We start from the raw sequence: 18,470 nt of genomic DNA, 5'->3' as shown, positions 1-18,470 counted from the left end.
TTCTAGGGATCGACGGGTAGCCTCCGGGCCGCAATGCCGGCCCAGCCAAGGGTGATCGCAGTCACGAACAGAACGCCGCCAGTGCCGAGCCCGGCCGCCATGAGGCCGGCCGCCCCCGGGATGAAAAGCTGGCCCGTGCGGTTGCCGACCAGGCGCAGTGACATGGCGCGGCCGCGCATGCCCTCGGGTGCCGATTCGGCCAGCCAGGACATCGTCAGCGGCTGCCCGACGCCGAGGCCGAAGCCCACGACGACGAGCAGTGCCGCCAGCAGCCACAGGGGCATGGGTACCGGTGTGAGCAGCATGCCGGCGGCCGCCCCCAGGGTGCTGACGACCAGCAGCCGGCGCCGGCCCACGGCGCGGGCGAGGCGACCGAGGAAGAAGCGCGAGGTCATGGAGGCGAGCCCGCGGAGTGTGAGCAGGAGACCCACGGCGCTCGCGGTCAGCCCGAGTTCGGCGCCGAGCGCGGGCAGGTAGGCCAGGGTGATGTCGACCGCGGCCAGCACCACGCAGCTCGTCAGCAGGGCGTGCGCGAGCCCGGGTAGCCGCAGCAGCGCCCGCAGGTCGCCGCCGTCGGCTTCGGCGCGGCCGGTCGGGTGGTTCGGGAGCAGGGCCGACAGCGCAAGGAGCAGCAGGGACAGGCCACAGGAGGCGGCAAAGATGCTGCCGGTGTCGGGGATGGCGGCCTGGCCGCCGAACGCGGCGATCAGCAGCGGGCCGGCGGCCTGGCCGAGGGAGGCGGCGAAGGTGTAGTGGCCGAAGGCGGTGTCATGGCGGCCGCGTTCGGTGGTGTTGGCGACCAGCGCCTGCTGCGCGATGACGCTGCCCAGATGCCCGGTGCCGAGCAGGATCCCTGCCGCGACCAGACCGGCGACGGTGTGGCCGATCGTGGTGAAGGCGATCGCGGCGGCGGTCAGGAAGAGCGCGCCCGCCACGGCCATGCGACGCTCGCCGTAGCGGTCGGCCGCGTGCCCGGCGGGCAGGGCCAGCAGCAGCGGCGCGAGGGCGAAACTGGCGCCGAGCACGCCGAGCCAGGCGGGCGGCACGTCCAGCTCGATCGCCCGGTAGGACATGGTGGGGCGCAGCACGAACGTGACGATCTGGGTGCCGGCGGCGTGAGCCAGCAGAACGGCATGCCGATGCCGGAATTCAGGCATCGGCCTCGCCCTCGACGGCGGAGTCCTCCGCGGGGTGATGCTTGCGCAGCCGCCAGGCGGCCTGGGCGCCGAGGCTGGTGTCGATGTGCTCGCGCATGACGGCGGCGGCCGAGTCGGCGTCGCCCGCGATGACGTACTCCAGCAGGGCCTCGTGCTCGGCGGCCTTGCGGTCGCGGGCCGCCTGGCCGCGCTCGACCTCCAGGGCCAGGCGGCGGTAGCGGTCGGCCTTGTCCCACAGGCCGTCGAGGGTCTGGATGAGCAGGTCGTTGTGCGAGGCGGTGTAGAGGGCCGTGTGGAACTTGCGGTGCGCGACCAGTTGCTCGTACGCGGGGTTGCCCGGCAGCGGTTTGAGGCCGTCGAGGGCGGACCGCATGGCGGCGATGTCGGCCTTGGTACGGCGCTCGGCGGCCAGCGCGACGGCGAGCGGGTCGAGGCTGCGGCGCAGCTCCAGCAGGTCGCGGGCCTCCTCGGCGGCCAGGGGCGCGACGCGGGCGTCGCGGTGGGCGTCCAGCTCGACCAGCCCCTCGCTCTTGAGCCGGCGCAGCGCCTCGCGCAGCGGGGTGGTGCTGATCCCGATCTCGCGGGCGAGCTGCGCCTGCGCGATGACCGAGCCGGGAAGCAGCGCGCCGGACAGGACGAGCTCCTTGACGCGGAGGTAGGCGAAATCCGCTTTGGTGGTGTAGATCTCGCCCGCTGATTCGCTCATCGCTGTCCTGTCTCATCGGTGACCGTTATAACGTACACCGCTATCCCGCCTTGTCCGCAAGTGCCGGACCTGCCAACCTTGTCGCCTATCTTTCCCTGAGCACGCTATAAGGCATCCAGCAGGCTAACAGCGTTACATTCCGGAAACGGGGGGTTGACGACATAGGTTATAACGAAGCAGAGTGTGCGACATCGCAGGCAGCGGCTGGTCGCCGTGCCTGGTCTAGGAGGAAGCACATGATCACCTTCCACCCCCCTCTCCGCGCCCTTGGCGCCGCCGTACTCGCTCTCGGCCTGCTCACGGCATGTGGCGGTGGTGGCGAGGCGGCGAAGGAACCGCCGCCGAACCAGATCGCGACGGGACAGGCCCCGTCGTACTACCCGGCCGACTACTCCCAGCTCATCGAGGCGTCCAAGAAGGAGGGCGGCACTCTCACCATCTACTCCAACACCGACCAGGAGAACTGGGCGCCGATCTTCCGCGACTTCAGCAAGAAGTACCCGTGGGTGACGAAGATCGCGGCCAACAACCTGGACAGCGACGAGGTGTTCCAGCGAGTGCTCAGCGAGCAGGCCACGGGTAGCTCGCCGGCCGACCTGGTGGTGTCGAACGCGGCCCAGGCGTGGGCCGACTTCGGGGCCAGGCAGGGCACGCTGATGGAGTACGCCTCGCCGGAGAAGGACAAGCTGCCCGGCTTCGGCGAGCTGATGCCCCACGTGTACGCCATGTCGATCGACCCGCTGTCGATCGCGTACAACACCTCGCTGCTGCCCGAGAAGCCGACCGGCCTGAAGAGCCTGGCCGCGATCCTGGCCAAGGACCCCGCCCAGTACAAGAGCAAGATCACCACGAGGGACGTGGGCGGCGCGTTCGGCTTCACCGTCTCGCACGCCTTCGCCGCCGCCCGCCCGGACTCCTGGACCTCGCTGCAGTCGGTGCTCCCCCTGGCCAGGCCGGAGACCTCGTCCGGCACCCAGCTGGAGAAGATCACCTCGGGTGAGTACGTGGCCGGCTTCTTCGTCAGCGCCGCCCCGGCGTACCCGGTGGTCGAGAAGAGCGGCGGCCTGCTGGCGATCTCCTTCCTCGACGACGGCACGGTCGCGCTGCCGCGCGGCATCGGCATCGCCGCCAAGGCGCCGCACCCGGCCACGTCGAAGCTGTTCGTGGACTTCGTCCTGTCGCAGGAGGGGCAGCGGGCGGTGGCCGAGGGCGGCCTGACCTCCTACCGGGACGACGTGCCGGCCGCCGAAGGGCTGCACACCTACCAGGAGCTGGTGAAGGCCGTGGGCCAGGACAACGTGATCCTGGCGAAGTACGAGAAGGTCCCCGACGCCGAGGTCAAGTCCTTCACCGACAAGTGGAACGGCCTGCTCGGCCGCTGAGAGGAACGCGATGACCACCCTGTCCCCGCCGCGCCGCCCGGTGCATCCGCCACCGCGCTACCGCAGGCCGCTGGGGCTGAGCCGGGAGAGCTGGCTGCAGTACACCGTGCTGCTCCTGCTGGCCGTCCTGGTGCTGGCGCCGGTCGTGCCGACGCTCTACCAGTCCTTCCTGGACCGCCCCCTCTACGAGGCCGGCGGCGTCCTCGGCGTGGACAACTACGTACGGCTGTTCACCGAGGCGGGCTTCGGCCGGGTCGTGCTCAACACGGCGCTGTTCGCGGGTCTGACGACCGTGCTCAGCCTGCTGATCGCGGTGCCGATGGCCGTGGTCGTGGTGCGCACGAAGCTGCCCGGCGGGCGGCTCTTCGCCGCCGCCATGCAGTGGCCGTTCTTCATCTCCTCGCTCATCCTCGGCTTCGGCTGGATCACCATGTACGGCCCGGCGGGCTTCGTCAGCGTCGAGGTGCGCCGCCTGCTCGGCTTCCTGCCGTGGAACCTCTACTCGATCCCCGGCATGGCCCTCACCGAAGCGGTGGCCCTGGCCCCCATCGTCTACACCTTCTGCGCCAACGCGCTGCGCCAGAGCGACGCGTCGCTGGAGGCCGCCGCGCGGGTGTGCGGGGCCGGGCCGCTGCGCATCCTGCGCTCGGTGGTCCTGCCGCTGCTGCGCCCGCCCGTCGTCTACGCCTCGATCCTGGTGATCAGCATGTCGGTCGAGACGCTGAGCGTGCCGCTGCTGTTCGGGCAGCCGGTCGGCATCGACGTCTTCTCCACGTTCCTGTACCGCAACGGCCTGCAGTCGATCAACCCGGACTACGGCGTGCTCGGCGCGGCCTCGGCGATCATCCTGCTGGTCACCGTCAGCCTGGTCGCGTTGCAGGCCAAGCTGCTGAAGAACGCGCAGCGGTTCGTCTCCGTACGCGGCAAGGCCACCCGGCCCCGCCCGCTGGACCTGGGGTGGCTGAAGTGGATCAGCGTCGCGGCCATCGCCCTCTACGTCGTGATGGGCGCCCTGATCCCCATCGGCGGGCTGGTGTTCCGCTCGTTCACGCAGGTGTTCACGCCGCTGCAGTCGCCGTTCAAGACCCTCACCGGCGACAACTACGAGCGCATCTTCACCTACCCCGTGTACGTGCAGTCGATCGTCAACAGCCTCCTGGTCGCCGCGATCGGCGCGGTCCTGGTCAGCGTGCTGTCACTCCTGGCGGTCATGGTGGCCCGGCGGTCGGACTTCCGCTTCCACCGGGCGGTCGAGTACCTGGCGCTCGCCCCGCAGGCGATGCCCGGAATCATCGTCGGCATCGGCCTGTTCTGGGCGCTCGCCTTCGCTCCCTTCGGCCTCGGTTCCCTCATCCAGGGCACGCTGTGGGCGCTGATCATCGGGTTCGGGCTGCGCGCGCTGCCCAGCGGATTCGGCTCCATCGCGCCGTCGGTCATGCAGATCGGGCGCGAGCTGGACAACGCCGCCCGGGTGTCGGGGGCCGACTGGGTGCGCACGTTCACCCGCATCCTCGCGGCGTTGGTGCGGCCCGCCTTCGCCGGCGCGCTGATCCTGACGTTCGTGACGCTGCTGAAGGAGTACTCCCCCGCGGTGTTCCTCGCCTCGGCCGACTCCAACATCATCGGCACGACCATGCTCGAACTGTGGGTGCAGGGCAACACCGGCTCCGTGGCCGCGCTGGCCAGCCTGCAGATCGCCATCACGGCGACCTTCGTCGGGCTCGCCGGACTACTTCTCAAGGGACGTGACAAGGATGCCTGAGGTCAAGGTCGCCCACCTGTCCAAGCAGTTCGGGGACAACGCCGTCCTGCGCGACATCAGCTTCACCATCGCCGACGGCGAGTTCTTCACCCTGCTCGGCCCCAGCGGCTGCGGCAAGTCCACCACCCTGGCCTGCATCGCCGGCCTGGAACGGCCCACCGGCGGCAGCATCTCCGTCGGCGACGCCACGTTCGTCGACGCCGGCACGTTCGTGCCTCCCGAGGGCCGCAACCTCGGCATGGTCTTCCAGTCGTACGCGCTGTGGCCGCACATGACCGTCGCCCAGAACCTCGCCATGCCCCTCAAGATCCGTAAGGTCGACCGGCGCGAGCAGGACACGCTCATCACCGAGGCCCTGGACAAGGTGGGGCTGGCCGAGCTGAAGGACCGCTACCCCCACCAGCTCTCCGGGGGCCAGCAGCAGCGCGTCGCCCTGGCCCGCGCCCTGGTCTACTCCCCCAGCGTGCTCCTGCTCGACGAGCCGCTGTCCAACCTGGACGCCAAGCTGCGCGACCAGGCCCGCGCCTGGCTCAAGCGGCTGCAGACCGAGCTCGGCATCACCACCGTGTACGTCACCCACGACCAGGACGAGGCCCTGGCCCTGAGCGACCGCATCGCCGTGATGTCCAGGGGCGACATGGTGCAGATCGGCACCCCGACGGAGATCTACGAGACGCCCGCGACCGTCGAGGTCGCCGCCTTCGTCGGCCGGTGCAACTTCCTGCCCGGCGTCATGACCGGCCCCGCCGAGGTACGGCTGGACTGCACGGGCCAGACCATCACCGTCCCCGCCGGGACCGCCGGCACCGGCACTGGCGTCACCGTGGCCGTCCGGCCGGAACAGCTGGAGATCCTCCCCGCCGGCCGCAGCGCCGCCGCCGGCGCGAACGTGCTCACCGCCGAGGTGCTCACCAGCTCCTACGTCGGCTCCCGCTACGAGTACGACCTGCGCCTGGGCGACCACGTGATCCAGGCCGAGACCACCCGCCCCGGGCTGACCGGCGAGGTCACCCTCGTCGCCGAGCCCTCCGCCTGCCTGCTCTACCCGACCACCGACGCCCTGCACGAGGACGTCGAAGCGCTCATCACCATCACACAGTGAGGACCTCTGTGACTTCCTACCGTCTTGGCGTGCTCGAAGGCGACGGCATCGGCCCCGAGATCGTCCCCGCGTCCGTTCTGGTCGTGGACGCCGCGCTGGCCGCGGCGGGCGCCGCCCCCGTCGAGTGGGTGAACCTGCCGCTGGGCGCCTCGGCCATCGACACGCACGGCGTGGCCGTACCGGAATCGACGCTGACCGCGCTGGGAGAGCTGGACGCGTGGCTGCTCGGCCCGCACGACAGCGCCGCCTACCCCGAGCCGCACCGCTCCACGCTCAATCCCAGCGGCACCATCCGCAAGCACTTCGACCTGTTCGCCAACATCCGCCCCGCCAAGTCGTTCGACGGAGCCGACGCCGTCGTCCCCGGCACCGACCTGGTCATCGTCCGCGAGAACACGCAAGGCTTCTACGCCGACCGCAGCACCTACAAGGGCACCGGCGAATTCATGCCCACCCCCGACGTGGCCATCGCCATGGGCATCATCACCCGCCCCGCCGTCGAGCGGATCGCCGTCGAGGCGTTCGAGCTGGCCACCCGCCGCCGCGGCAAGCTCACCATCGTGCACAAGGCGAACGTGCTGAAGCTCACCACCGGCCTGTTCCGCGACGTCTGCCGCGAGGTCGCCGCCCGATACCCGGACGTGGCCGTGGACGACTTCCACATCGACGCGATGACCGTGCACCTGGTGCGGCGCGCGAACGACTTCGACGTCATCGTCACCGAGAACATGTTCGGCGACATCCTGTCCGACCTGACCGGGGAGCTCGCCGGATCGCTCGGCATCGCCCCGTCCATCAACGCCTCCCACGAACGCGCCATGGCCCAGGCCGCCCACGGCTCCGCCCCCGACATCGCCGGGCGCGACCTGGCCAACCCGATCGCGATGATCCTCTCCAGCGCCATGCTGCTCGACTGGCTCGGCGCCCGCCACCAGGACCCAGCCCTGGCCCGGGCCGCGACGCTGATCGAGACGGCGGTCGCCGGCACCGTGCGGGGCGGGACCCGTACCCGCGACATGGGCGGCACGGCGAGCACGCGCGCGTTCGCCGAGGCCGTCGCCGCCGCGGTGAAGCGATGAGGGTCGCGGTCGTCAACGCCACCCCCGCCTCGGTGCAGCCGGCCACCGACGGGCTCGCCGAAGGGTTCCCGGAGGCCGTCGCCTGGCATCTCATGGATGACCGGCTCGTCGCCGAGGCCGACGCGGCGGGCGGCATGACGCCCGCGCTGATGCGCCGCATGCTCTCCCTCATCGACTACGCGGTCCGCGGCGGCGCCGACGCGGTGCTGCTGTCCTGCTCCATGTACGGGCCCGCCGCGAAGCTGGCGCGGCGGCTGTACGACGTTCCGGTCACGGGTTCGGACGAGGCCATGTTCGCCGACGTCGCCTGCCGCCGGCCCGGCACGGTCCTGGTGCTCGGCTCGCTGGAGTCGGCGGCGGCGGACTCGGCCCGGCGGCTCCAGGACGTGGCGGACGGCGTCGAGGTACGTGCGGTCGCGGCACCGGGCGCCGCCGCCGCGGCCGCCGCCCACGACTGGCCGGATCTGACGGACGCGCTCGCGCGGGCCGCCGCTCCCACCCTCGACGAGGTGGACCTGGTGCTGCTCGGGCAGTACTCGATCAGCGCGGTCCACGCCGAGCTCGGCGAGCGGCTCGGCGTGCCGGTGCTGAGCCCGCCGCTCGCGGCGGCAACGGCGCTGCGCAAGGCGCTGGCATGAGCCCGGTGCTCGGCTGCGTGGCCGACGACTACACCGGCGGCACCGATGTCGCCGCCGCCTTCCGGCGGTCGGGGTTGCGGACGGTCCTGCTCTTCGGACCGCCGCGGGCCGGGACGGTCGTCCCCGACAGCGACGCGGTGGTCGTCGCGCTCAAGACCCGCTCGGTGCCGTCCGGCGAGGCGGTCACCGCCTCGCGCGCCGTGCAGGACTGGCTGACCGGCCAGGGGGTCCGGCGTCTGTATTTCAAGTACTGTTCCACGTTCGACTCCACCGACCAGGGCAACATCGGCCCGGTCGCCGACGCGCTGGCCGAGGCGGCCGGGGCCCGGCTGACGGTCGTGTGCCCTGCTTCTCCGGAGCACGGCCGCACCGTCTACCAGGGGCATCTGTTCGTCGGCGATCGGCTGCTGTCGGACTCGCCGATGCGGCACCACCCGCTCACCCCGATGACCGACCCCGACCTGGTCCGCGTCCTGGCCCGGCAGACTCCGAACGAGGTCGCCCTGGTCCCGCTGCAGACGGTGGAACGCGGCGTGGAGGCCGTGCGGACCGCGCTGGCGGAACTGGAGGCGCGCGGCGTGCGTCACGCGGTGATCGACGCCGTGCACGACGGCCACCTCGCCGTCGTCGCCGGTGCCACCACGCAGCTGTCCGTGATCACGGGCGCCTCGGGTCTGGCGCGCGCGGCCGGGGGCCTCACCGGCGTGGACCTGCTCGCAGGGGGTGGCGTGCCGGCGTTGCCGCCAGGCCCGTCCGTGGTGCTCGCGGGCAGTTGTTCGGCGGCCACGCTGGAGCAGGTGGCGCTGGCGCGGGCGAGCATGCCCGCCCACCGGCTCGCCGCCCACGACAGCGCGCCGGCCGAGGCGCTGGAGTGGCTGGAGGACCGCTTCGCCGAGGAGGAACGAGTGATGATCTATTCCTCCGCGCCGCCGGAGGAGCGCTCCCCCGGGGCGGCGGCGTTCGTGGAACGAGCGCTGGCCGCCGTCGCGGTCCGCGCGGCCGAGCTGGGCGCGCGCCGCATCGTCGTGGCCGGCGGCGAGACCTCCGGCGCGGTGGTGAACGCCCTCGGCGTGTCCGGCGCGGTCGTCGGCGAGGAGGCGGACCGCGGTGTCCCGTGGCTCCTCACCACCGGCGTCCCGGCCTTGGCACTGCTGCTCAAGTCCGGCAACTTCGGCCGCCCCGACCTCCTCGTCCGAGCCACGGAGACGCCATGACCGACCTGGCGCACCAGATCGCCGAGCTGAGCGCGTCCCTGTTCCGGCGGCGGCTCACCCACGGCCGTACCGGCAACGTCAGCGCCCGCACCGGCGACGGTTTCCTCATCACCCCCACCGGCGGCTCGCTCGGCGCGGTCGGCGAGCTGGCGCTGGTCGCCCTGACGGGGGAGCACCTGGACGGGCCGCGCCCGTCGAAGGAGGCGTTCCTGCATGCCGCCCTCTACCGCGCCCGCCCGGACGCCGGCGCGGTCGTCCACCTGCACAGCACCCACGCCGTCGCCGTGTCCTGTCACGACGGCCTCGATCCCGACGACGTGCTGCCGCCGCTGACCGCCTACTACGTGATGCGCGTCGGGCGGCTGCCGCTGCTGCCCTACCACGCGCCCGGCGACCCCGCCCTGGGCCCGATCGCCGAGCGCGCCGCCCGCACCGCGCACGCCCTGCTGCTGGCCAACCACGGCCCGATCGTCGCCGGCGCCGACCTCGCCGCCGCCGCCGACGCGATCGAGGAGCTGGAGGAGACGGCGCGGCTGTGGCTGCTGCTGCGCGACCGCCCCACCCGGCCGCTCACCCCCGACCAGGTCAGGAGCCTGTCGTGATCCCACCGTCCGAACTGATCTCGTTCGGGGCCGCGGTCCTGACCTCGCTGGGTGTCCCCGCGCCCGACGCGCGGCTGGTGGCCGACAGCCTGGTCACGGCCGACGCGTGGGGGCATCCCTCGCACGGGATGCTGCGCCTGGAGTGGTACGCCGCCCGGCTGCGCTCCGGCGTCATGCGCGCGGTGACCGACGTGGCGACCGTGCTCGACGGCGGCGCGGTCGCCGTGCTCGACGGCCAGGACGGCGTGGGCCAGGTCGTCACCGCGTACGCGGCCCGCGACGCCGTACGCAGGGCGGGCGAGCACGGCGCCGGCGTGGTGGCCGTCCGGAACAGCAACCACTTCGGCACGGCCGCCTACTTCACCCGCATGATCGCCGCCGAGGGCTGCGTCGCCCTGCTGACCACCAACGGCAGCCCCGCCATGGCCCCGTGGGGCGGCCGGGAGAAGAGCGTCGGCGCCAACCCGTGGTCGATCGCGGTGCCCGGTGGCGTGCGCGGCCCGGTCGTGCTCGACATCGCCAACACCACGGTCGCCCGGGGCAAGATCTACGCCGCCCGGGAACGCGGGGAGCCCATCCCCGAGGGCTGGGCCCAGGCGGCGGACGGCTCCCCCACCACCGACCCGCGCGAGGCCATCGACGGGCTCATCCTGCCCATGGCCGGGCACAAGGGGTACGGCATCTCGTTCATGATGGACGTGCTGTCCGGCGTGCTGACCGGCAGCTCGTACGCCACCGGCGTGGCCGGCCCGTACGTGCCGGACCGGCGCAGCGGCTGCGGCCACCTGCTGCTCGCGCTCCGCCTGGACGCCGTGGCCGACCCGGCCGACTACGCCCGCCGGCTCGACGACCTCATCGACCGCACCAAGGCCGTGCCACTCGCACCCGGCTACGACGAGATCTTCTACCCCGGCGAGATCGAGGACCGCAACGCCGCCGCGACGGCCCTCACCGGCGTACGCCTGCCCGACAGGACGCTGAGCAGCCTCGAACGGCTGGCCGACACGTGCGAGCTCGCGCGGCCGGAGTGGATGAGCGCATGTTCGTCGTGATCGTCCACCTCCAGGTACGGCCCGGCCGCCTCGACGCCTTCCGCCAGGGCATCGAGACCAACGCCCGCGCCAGCAGGCAGGAGCCCGGCTGCCTCCGCTTCGACGTGCTGCGCAGCGAGGAGGACCCGCACCGGTTCATCCTGTACGAGATCTACCGCGACCAGGCCGCCTTCTTCACCGAGCACCGCGCCGCGCCGCACTACGCCGCCTGGCGCCGGGTCGCCGAGGAGTGCGTGACCGAGCACCGCAACACCTTCTGCCATCCCGTCTCGTTGCAAGGGCAGGATTCGTGACCGACTTTCTCACCGTTGGCGCCCGCCGCTACCGCATCCACCCCGTGGCCGCACCCGCCCGCCTGCCGTACAGCCTGCGCATCATGCTGGAGAACCTGCTCCGTCACGGCGCCCCCGCCGGCCAGGTGGCGGCGCTGGCCGGATGGCAGCCGCACGGCGACCGGACCGAGGCTGTGGAGCTGCATCCCGCCCGCGTGTTCCTGCACGACACCAACGGCGTGCCCGCGCTCGCCGACCTGGCCGCCATGCGCGACGCCATGGCCGCGCTCGGCGGCGACCCGGAGCGCGTCAACCCGGCCATCCCGGCCGAGCTGGTCGTGGACCACTCGATCATCGCCGACGTGTTCGGCCGCCCGGACGCGCCGGCTCGCAACGCCGAGCTGGAGTACGAGCGCAACGCCGAACGGTACCGCTTCCTGCGCTGGGGGCAGGCGTCGCTGCGCGGCTTCACCGTGGTGCCGCCGGGCAAGGGCATCATGCATCAGATCAACGTCGAGCACCTGGCCCGCGTGGTCATGCGCGACGGCGACGAGGCCTACCCCGACCTGTGTCTCGGCACCGACTCGCACACCACCATGGTCAACGGGCTCGGCACGCTCGGCTGGGGCATCGGCGGCATCGAGGCCGAGGCCGCCATGCTCGGCCAGTCGGTCTCCATCCTCGTCCCCGACGTGATCGGCGTGCGGCTGCACGGCGAGCTGCCGGTCGCCGCCACCGCGACCGACCTCGTGCTCACCCTCACCGAACGGCTGCGCGCGCATGGCGTCGTCGGCAAGATCGTGGAGTTCCACGGGCCGGGCGTCACCGCGCTGCCGGTCACCGACCGGGTGACGCTGTCCAACATGAGCCCCGAGTTCGGCTCGACCGCCGCGCTGTTCCCCATCGACGCCGAGACCATCCGCTACCTGCGCTTCACCGGCCGCTCCGACGAGCACGCCGACCTGGTCGAGGCGTACGCCAAGGCGCAGGGGCTGTGGCACGACCCCGGCGCGCCGCCGTCGTACACCGACGACCTCGACCTCGACCTGGCCACCGTCGTCCCCTCCGTCGCGGGCCCGCGACGCCCGCAGGACCGCATCCCCCTGGACGGCGTCAAGGCGGGCTTTCGCGAGCAGGAGCGCCCGCCCGTCCCGCCGGACCAGGAGATCGGGCACGGCGCCGTCGCCATCGCCGCCATCACCTCCTGCACCAACACCTCCAACCCGTCCGTCATGATCGCCGCCGGGCTGCTCGCCAAGAGAGCCGCCGAGCGCGGGCTGCGGGCCAAGCCCTGGGTGAAGACCACCCTGTCCCCCGGTTCCCGCGTCGTCATGGATTACTACGGCCAGGCCGGGCTGACCCCTTTCCTGGAGCGGCTCGGCTTCACGCTGGCCGGATTCGGCTGCATGACCTGCATCGGCGCCTCCGGCCCGCTCATCGACGAGGTGTCGCGGGCCGTCGCCGAGCACGACCTCGACGTCGCCGCCGTGCTGTCGGGCAACCGCAACTTCGAGGGCCGCATCCAGCCCGAGGTCCGCTCCAACTACCTCGCCTCCCCGCCGCTGGTCGTCGCCTACGCCCTGGCCGGCACCGTGGACATCGACCTCACCACCGAGCCTCTCGGCACGGACCCCGACGGGCGGCCCGTGTATCTGCGCGACCTGTGGCCCGCGCCCGACGAGGTGCGCGCCGTCATCGACGAGGTGATCCGCCCGGAGATGTTCGCCCGCGCCTACGCCGACGTCTTCGACGGCGACGAACGCTGGCAGCGCCTCGACGTCTCCGGCTCGGCCACCTACCCGTGGGACCCCGGCTCCACGTACGTGCGGCGCGCCCCCTACCTCGACGGGATGTCACCCGAGCCGCCGCCCCTCGCCGACATCACCGGCGCCCGCGTCCTGGTCAAGCTCGGCGACTTCATCACCACCGACCACATCTCACCACCGGGCGCCATCCCGCCGTCCAGCCCCGCCGGCCAGTACCTGACCGGCCTCGGCGTGCCCCGCCACCAGCTCAACACCTACGCCTCCCGCCGCGGCAACCACGAGGTGATGATGCGCGGCGCCTTCGCCAACGTCCGCCTGCGCAACCACCTCGCCCCCGGCACCGAGGGCGGCCTCACCCCGAACCTCCTCGACGGCGGCCGCATCGTCACCGTCTACGAGGCCGCCCGCGCCTACCAGGCCGCCTCGGTGCCCGCCGTCGTCCTGGCCGGCGACGGCTACGGCGCCGGCTCCTCCCGCGACTGGGCCGCCAAGGGGCCCGCCCTGCTCGGCGTGAAAGCCGTCCTCGCCAGGTCCTTCGAACGCATCCACCGCTCGAACCTCGTCGGCATGGGCATCCTGCCGCTGCAGTTCCTGCCCGGCCAGGGCCCCGACGAGCTCGGCCTCACCGGCCACGAGACCATCACCGTCACCGGCCTCACCGGGCCGGACATCCCTCCGACCCTGACCGTGACCGCCGACGCCACCACCTTCGAGGTTCGTCCCCGCCTCGACACGCCGCGCGAGGCCGCCTACTACCGGCACGGCGGCATCATGCCCTACGTCCTGCGCCACCTGCTTGCAGACTGAGCCTGGCAGCGCGTTGAAGTAGTAGCCGGCCTGGTGCATGTGCTCGACGGTCCCGCCCTCGTGGCCGGCGTAGCGGTCCAGCATGCCCTGCCACGAGGTCATCTCGCCGGCGATGAAGCCGGGCTTGATCGCGTTGCAGCGGATGCCGAAGGGCGCGGCCTCCACCGCCGCGTTCTTCATAGGCCGATGACACCGGCCTTCGCCGCCGTGTAGTGCGCGATGCCGGGATCAGGGTCGTCCGAGCTGGACGAGTCGGCGATGAGGCAGTCGATCTTGCCGAACCCGGCGACGCCCTGGGCGACGGCGTCGTCCAGGGCCTGCTGAGAACGCACGTCCGCGACGAACGGCAGAGCACGCCGGCCCAGGTCCTCGACGAGGCGAACCGTCTCGGCGAGGTCTTCCTTTCCCGCCAGGCCGTACGGCACCGTCCTGATGGGAGCGCCGGTGTCCGTGAGGATGACGTCCGCGCACTCCCGCGCCGACGCGAGAGCGTGGGCGCGGCCCTGCCCGCGGCCTCCGGCATCGAGCTTGAGCGCCACGTACGTGGGAAGGGGTGCCAGCCGCTCACGGCACATGGTCATGACCGGCGAGCCCGCTCCTCGGCCGCGCCCCGCGGGCCTTGCCGGCCGGTCATGGGCTGCCGTCGGCGTGCGCCTGCGTGAGCGCCTTCCGCAGCAGCGCGGGCACCGGCTGCTTTCCCGCGCCGTCACTGCTGATCGAGACATACACGATCTTCGCGGTACAGGTCGCGACGTCGTCACGCAGGACCGTGTAGTGCACGTCAAAGCTCGTCGTCCCGATGCGCCCCGGCTCCACTGCGATCGAGACGTCATCCCCGAACCGGACGCCGCTGATCCAATCGATCTCTGAGTGGACAAGCTGGAAGTCGATCCCGTGGTTCACCAACTCGGAGACGGCCAAGCCCTTGCACCGCAGGAAATTGGTGAAGGCCTCGTCGAACCAGGCGAGGTACCAGGCGTTGAAGACCACTCCCTGCTGATCGGCCTCGTAGTACCGCACCTGCCACGGCTGCACGTACGCCATGGGTATCTCCTTATGACTCGTTCGCGCGAAGGATGGGGCGACAGCTGCACTGCTCCACGATCGATCTTCCGTGAGCCGTCGGCACGACGTCACCCCACAAGCAGCTCGTTGGCGGAGCTCCCTCATCTGTCGCCCTTGTCGCCACTTTGTGTCCAGCCACTGGCCTCGCCGTTGAACGAGCGAGCCACACGGTCATGCAGGTGTGTCAGGGATCACCCGGACCGATATGCCACCGTGGTGGCCGAGATCACTGTCAGTCGACGGTATGGCCGGGGATCGGGACGTAACCGCCGAACGGACCGAGAAGACCGTCGCTCGTCGGGCCTGCGAAGGCGAAGCCCGAGGAGCGGAAGAGAACGGGCGGCCAGCAGTGATCTCGCTCGTGGCGAAGCCGCCCAGGCTGCTCCACCTGGTCCAGGCGCCGCACCGTCGTCCTGTGGTCCGGTCTGGCCGCCGCCCTCGCCACCCCCTCATGGCACTCGGCCCGGGCCGATCCGTCCTGCCCATGGCCGTCGCGAAGGCTGTTGCCGGAGCGGGCCAGGGCGCCTGTAGGCCCAAGCACAGTGGTATCGAGCCGCCCCGGCCCGGCCAGCGGTCATTCGGGTTCCACGCGCACGGTGCCCGCTGTACCGTCGATGGTGATCAACTGTCCGGTCCTGATCTCGTTCGTCGCGCCACGGACGCAGATGACGGCGGGGATCCCGTACTCGCGGGCAACCGTTGGGCCGTGCGCCACCGGAGAACCGGTCTCGGTCACCAGGCCGGCCACAGTCATGAACAGCGGGGTCCAGCCAGGATCTGTGGTGGGTGCGACCAGGATCTCTCCCGGTTCGATGCGCGCGCCGACCGGGTCGCGGATCACCCGCGCCCTGCCGGTGGCCTGCCCCGCAGCACCGGACATGCCGGTCAGCACGCCGTCCTGTGCCGGCGGCGCGGGGGCGAGCGCCTCCACGTCGGTCCCGTCGGACAGCAGCGCGCCGGGGACGATGCGCCGGCGCAGTTCCCGCTCATACTCCGTACGCCGTATCGTGGCCAGCTCCCGATGGTCGGCCTCATCGTGCGCGGCGGCTCGCGCCTCCTCCAGCGTCAGGAACATGATGTCGTCGGCGCGTTCGAGCCGGCCGCGGCCGGCCAGGTCCGCGCCGGCCAGCAGGAGTTGCCTCCGGCACGCCTGGATCACGGGCAGCCAGGCGAACTTCGCGAGCTCCCGCAGCCCGGTGAGCTGTCGCGAGCGGCGCATGAAGAACGCCGCCAGCCGGCCGCGAACCGGCCGCCGTGCCCTCGCCCGCCGCGACAGCGTCTCGATCATGCGCTCCGCCTTGGCCGCGGCTGCCTTGAAGCGCAGGTCGGGCGCCTGCTCGGGGTCGTCGACGCGCAGGTAGTTGGCGATGGTGGCGAACAGCGGAGCCGGGTCCTCGTCCCAGTGGGGCACGCCGACGTCGATCTCTGCGGCGGCGCGCATGCCGTACGTGGCCAGGAAGCCGGTCATCCCGATGTCGGGCAGTTCGCCGGCGAAGTACTTCGCGGCGAGGTCCTCCGGTGGGGTGCCGAGGAAGAGGTCGCGGTGCTCGCGCGCCTTCACCGCCAGGTCCCAGAGCTTGAGGTCCATCTGCGTGGTCACGTTGTACGGCATGCCGCCGAGGACGGTGTCGAGTTCCTCGTCCGTGGCGACGCCCTTGAGCAGCGCGGCCGGGAGCGTACCGGTGATCATGCCGGTCGCCAGCGGCCACAGGATCCCGTGCATGTCGATGCTCATGACCGCCTTGTGGGAGTCCTCGATGACCCAGCGCAGCCGTTCGGCGGCCGTGGCCGACTCGCCCGGCGGGGCGATCAGCCGCTTGATCTCCGCGGTGCCGCGGAAGGCGCGGGCTCGCGCGAGAGCCGGGTTGGACAGGCTCGACACCACTCCGGCCATTCCGGCGGGCACCATTCGGAGGACGCCCTTGAGCGTGGTGCCGAGGTGGAAGGGCAGGCCGGGTCGCGGCGCGAACCGTGGGTCGTCGAGCATGCGCAGCACGGCGCTCTGCACTCTCGGCCCGTAGATCTCCAGGGAGGTCCCGAGGTTCCCGCGCATGGTCTTGTTGCGCAGGAAGTCGGTCACGTCGAAGTAGAGCCGGCCGCCGATCGGCACCAGCCGGGGTAACGGGTCACGCCGGTCCACCTGCGCTCCCGCGGCCTTGAACCACATGCTCCCGCCGGTCTTGAGCAGCGACACGCCCATCGGGGTGCACGGGCGGAGCATGCCCTGAATGTGGCCGAACTCCAGGTAGAGCCGCGTATCGCCGGTCTCGGGCGGCAGCGGGAAGAGCGTGGTGATCGGCCGGGACTGCAGCAGCCACAGCACACCCTCGGCGTCGATCGCCCACTCAACGTCCTGCGGCGAGCCGAAATGCTCCTGCAGACGCAGCCCGGCCGCCCGCAGTTGGCCGAGCTGCTCCGCGTTCAGGCAGCCGCCGGGATTCGGTACGGCCGGCATCCGCTCGTCGAGCACGTAGTGGTCGGGCACGACGGAACCCTCGACGACGGCGGTGCCCAGGCCAGGAGCCGCATCGACGACCAGCTCGGTCCGGCAGCCGGTGATCGGGTTGGCGGTGAACATCACACCGGCCGCGACCGGGTCGATCATCCGCTGCACCACCACGGCCATGGCCGCCTCATCGACGCCCGCGGCGGCGCGGTAGGCGACGGCACGCTCGGTGAACAGGGAGTCCCAGCAGCGGTGAACCGCGTCGATCAGCTCGCCTGCGCCTTCGATGTTGAGATAGGTGTCCTGCTGGCCGGCGAAGCTGGCCTCCGGCAGGTCTTCGGCGGTGGCGCTGGAGCGAACCGCGACCCGGCCGCCGCCGAGCCGCTCGTACGCCTCGACCAGCTCCTGCTCGGGCAGCTGCCCCGACCGATAGGACTCGACGGTCAGGCAGAAGCCGCCGGGGACGCGCTCCCCCGCCTTGATCATCTCCCCGAGCCCGGCGGCCTTACCGCCCACGAGGCCGAGCATGGAGCCATCGATGTCAGACAGCGGGATCAGTTCCATCGCGCCTTCTTCCCCAAAGCCGGCATCATCCGCGACATTGCCGACCAGGCTTCCCGGCGCTCCAGTTCGGACGTTAGCACCGCCGAAGCTCGCACACCAGGGCAAGGTCGCACCACCTCGCTCCCGGGAACTTCGCCGCATCACTCAGACGGGATGTTCCTGATGGCTTCCAGGAATCCGGACAGCCGGGATGGCGACCCGATGGTCATCCGCTCCCGCCCGCCTCGCCGATCGGCCGTGGAAACAAAGTGCGTGATACGCCCGTCCGCAAGCGCAACCCGCAGCCGCCACAACGGCGAACCCGGCCAGCCGGGTGAGGTCGTCGCTCCCGAATGTCAGCACGCCCTTGGCATTGACCAGGAACCCTGTCGTGAAGAACCAGCCCATCGCTCCTGCCGCGAGCGCGGCCGGGTAGCGGCCCGCGCACAGACCGAAAACTCCGATGCCGACCACCATGACCACTACGCGCGCCGCGCTCCCGGGAAAGGTCAGCGCGGAAGCAGCGCACATGACGACCACGAATGCGAATCCGGCCGGAATCAGCCCTGCCCACTCGTGCTTACGCATCGCCCCAGTCCTTTCTCCGCCAGGAAAACCACTTCATCTCATCTCTTCCTGGCTTCCAGCGGCCTTTTTCCTTCGGAATCTCTACGCAATCCCTACGGCTTCCAACACGTTCTTTACGCAGACAGGAAAGGTGCCCGCCACGTATATCAAATTGAGGCGGCAGGCATGGCCGGATCTCATCGATGTCACTGGCCGTCAGCAGCAGCAGCTACAGCTGGATCCGGCCGTTTCTTCCCTGGTTGTCGTCGACTGGCCGCGCCAGGAGGCACGCATCCGCGATCCTCACCTT

The 18,470-nt window shown here is 71.4% G+C and carries 16 protein-coding genes; 10 read left to right on the top strand and 6 right to left on the bottom strand.

All coding sequences use genetic code 11. The annotated features are described in order from the left end of the window. Positions 1-2: 2 nt before the first annotated feature. Together HD593_RS26620 and HD593_RS26615 are read right to left on the bottom strand one after the other, a co-directional pair. Positions 3-1,157: an MFS transporter gene (locus HD593_RS26620; RefSeq protein WP_185104810.1), complete on the bottom strand. Its 1,155-nt coding sequence runs from the start codon at positions 1,155-1,157 to the stop codon at positions 3-5. Continuing rightward, positions 1,150-1,863 carry a GntR family transcriptional regulator gene (locus HD593_RS26615; protein ID WP_185104809.1) on the bottom strand — a complete coding sequence of 238 codons (714 nt, stop codon included), beginning with the start codon at positions 1,861-1,863 and terminating at the stop codon, positions 1,150-1,152. The genes HD593_RS26620 and HD593_RS26615 overlap by 8 nt, the downstream gene beginning before the upstream one ends. Before the next feature lie 236 nt (positions 1,864-2,099). Here HD593_RS26615 and HD593_RS26610 point away from each other — a divergent pair, with 236 nt between their 5' ends. The 10 genes from HD593_RS26610 to acnA are packed head-to-tail and all read left to right on the top strand — an operon-like array spanning position 2,100 to position 13,539. Then, entirely contained in the window at positions 2,100-3,245 is a 1,146-nt protein-coding gene (locus tag HD593_RS26610) for an ABC transporter substrate-binding protein (protein WP_185104808.1), read from the top strand. A 10-nt stretch (positions 3,246-3,255) separates the two neighbouring features. After that, positions 3,256-5,007: an ABC transporter permease gene (locus HD593_RS26605; RefSeq protein WP_185104807.1), complete on the top strand. Its 1,752-nt coding sequence runs from the start codon at positions 3,256-3,258 to the stop codon at positions 5,005-5,007. Further along, on the top strand, positions 5,000-6,109 hold the full coding sequence (locus HD593_RS26600) for an ABC transporter ATP-binding protein (RefSeq protein WP_185104806.1): 1,110 nt from the start codon (positions 5,000-5,002) through the stop codon (positions 6,107-6,109). Before HD593_RS26605 ends, HD593_RS26600 begins: the two co-directional genes overlap by 8 nt. Positions 6,110-6,138: 29 nt before the next feature. Continuing rightward, entirely contained in the window at positions 6,139-7,188 is a 1,050-nt protein-coding gene (locus HD593_RS26595) for an isocitrate/isopropylmalate dehydrogenase family protein (protein WP_221524975.1), read from the top strand. Then, the gene (locus HD593_RS26590; protein ID WP_185104804.1) at positions 7,185-7,826 is read left to right on the top strand and encodes an aspartate/glutamate racemase family protein; all 642 of its coding nucleotides are present in this window, start codon (positions 7,185-7,187) and stop codon (positions 7,824-7,826) included. The genes HD593_RS26595 and HD593_RS26590 overlap by 4 nt, the downstream gene beginning before the upstream one ends. Then, positions 7,823-9,040, top strand: a complete 1,218-nt coding sequence (gene otnK / locus HD593_RS26585) for a 3-oxo-tetronate kinase (RefSeq protein WP_185104803.1) — start codon at positions 7,823-7,825, stop codon at positions 9,038-9,040. The genes HD593_RS26590 and otnK overlap by 4 nt, the downstream gene beginning before the upstream one ends. Continuing rightward, on the top strand, positions 9,037-9,642 hold the full coding sequence (otnC, locus tag HD593_RS26580) for a 3-oxo-tetronate 4-phosphate decarboxylase (RefSeq protein ID WP_185104802.1): 606 nt from the start codon (positions 9,037-9,039) through the stop codon (positions 9,640-9,642). Before otnK ends, otnC begins: the two co-directional genes overlap by 4 nt. Then, entirely contained in the window at positions 9,639-10,694 is a 1,056-nt protein-coding gene (locus HD593_RS26575) for an Ldh family oxidoreductase (RefSeq protein WP_185104801.1), read from the top strand. The genes otnC and HD593_RS26575 overlap by 4 nt, the downstream gene beginning before the upstream one ends. Further along, complete coding sequence (locus HD593_RS26570; RefSeq protein WP_185104800.1) at positions 10,682-10,987, top strand: putative quinol monooxygenase; 306 nt, start codon at positions 10,682-10,684, stop codon at positions 10,985-10,987. The genes HD593_RS26575 and HD593_RS26570 overlap by 13 nt, the downstream gene beginning before the upstream one ends. Further along, a complete protein-coding gene (gene acnA, locus HD593_RS26565) occupies positions 10,984-13,539 on the top strand; it encodes an aconitate hydratase AcnA (RefSeq protein ID WP_379536215.1) in 2,556 nt (851 codons plus the stop codon). Before HD593_RS26570 ends, acnA begins: the two co-directional genes overlap by 4 nt. A 176-nt stretch (positions 13,540-13,715) precedes the next feature. Here the strand turns inward: acnA and HD593_RS26560 are convergent, their stop codons facing one another. The 4 genes from HD593_RS26560 to HD593_RS26545 form a co-directional block, all read right to left on the bottom strand. Continuing rightward, entirely contained in the window at positions 13,716-14,120 is a 405-nt protein-coding gene (locus HD593_RS26560) for a Rossmann-fold NAD(P)-binding domain-containing protein (protein ID WP_185104799.1), read from the bottom strand. Positions 14,121-14,169: 49 nt separating this feature from the next. Next, the gene (locus tag HD593_RS26555; RefSeq protein WP_185104798.1) at positions 14,170-14,583 is read right to left on the bottom strand and encodes an acyl-CoA thioesterase; all 414 of its coding nucleotides are present in this window, start codon (positions 14,581-14,583) and stop codon (positions 14,170-14,172) included. Positions 14,584-15,178: 595 nt separating this feature from the next. Next, on the bottom strand, positions 15,179-17,614 hold the full coding sequence (locus HD593_RS26550) for a PEP/pyruvate-binding domain-containing protein (protein WP_185104797.1): 2,436 nt from the start codon (positions 17,612-17,614) through the stop codon (positions 15,179-15,181). Positions 17,615-17,758: 144 nt separating this feature from the next. After that, positions 17,759-18,181 (bottom strand): hypothetical protein, encoded by a 423-nt coding sequence (locus HD593_RS26545; protein ID WP_185104796.1) that lies wholly within the window; start codon positions 18,179-18,181, stop codon positions 17,759-17,761. Positions 18,182-18,470: the final 289 nt, after the last annotated feature.

The sequence above is a fragment of the Nonomuraea rubra genome (assembly GCF_014207985.1).
Lineage (GTDB): Bacteria > Actinomycetota > Actinomycetes > Streptosporangiales > Streptosporangiaceae > Nonomuraea > Nonomuraea rubra.
Note: the sequence above shows the minus strand (reverse complement) of the source record. Positions and strands in the feature narration are given on the sequence as shown.

Bases quoted from the DNA above. Each gene is read 5' to 3' on its own strand.
- HD593_RS26620 (WP_185104810.1), bottom strand. From the start codon at position 1,157: ATGCCTGAATTCCGGCATCGGCATGCCGTTCTGCTGGCTCACGCCGCC.
- HD593_RS26615 (WP_185104809.1), bottom strand. From the start codon at position 1,863: ATGAGCGAATCAGCGGGCGAGATCTACACCACCAAAGCGGATTTCGCC.
- HD593_RS26610 (WP_185104808.1), top strand. From the start codon at position 2,100: ATGATCACCTTCCACCCCCCTCTCCGCGCCCTTGGCGCCGCCGTACTC.
- HD593_RS26605 (WP_185104807.1), top strand. From the start codon at position 3,256: ATGACCACCCTGTCCCCGCCGCGCCGCCCGGTGCATCCGCCACCGCGC.
- HD593_RS26600 (WP_185104806.1), top strand. From the start codon at position 5,000: ATGCCTGAGGTCAAGGTCGCCCACCTGTCCAAGCAGTTCGGGGACAAC.
- HD593_RS26590 (WP_185104804.1), top strand. From the start codon at position 7,185: ATGAGGGTCGCGGTCGTCAACGCCACCCCCGCCTCGGTGCAGCCGGCC.
- otnK (WP_185104803.1), top strand. From the start codon at position 7,823: ATGAGCCCGGTGCTCGGCTGCGTGGCCGACGACTACACCGGCGGCACC.
- otnC (WP_185104802.1), top strand. From the start codon at position 9,037: ATGACCGACCTGGCGCACCAGATCGCCGAGCTGAGCGCGTCCCTGTTC.
- HD593_RS26570 (WP_185104800.1), top strand. From the start codon at position 10,682: ATGTTCGTCGTGATCGTCCACCTCCAGGTACGGCCCGGCCGCCTCGAC.
- HD593_RS26560 (WP_185104799.1), bottom strand. From the start codon at position 14,120: ATGACCATGTGCCGTGAGCGGCTGGCACCCCTTCCCACGTACGTGGCG.
- HD593_RS26555 (WP_185104798.1), bottom strand. From the start codon at position 14,583: ATGGCGTACGTGCAGCCGTGGCAGGTGCGGTACTACGAGGCCGATCAG.
- HD593_RS26550 (WP_185104797.1), bottom strand. From the start codon at position 17,614: ATGGAACTGATCCCGCTGTCTGACATCGATGGCTCCATGCTCGGCCTC.
- HD593_RS26545 (WP_185104796.1), bottom strand. From the start codon at position 18,181: ATGCGTAAGCACGAGTGGGCAGGGCTGATTCCGGCCGGATTCGCATTC.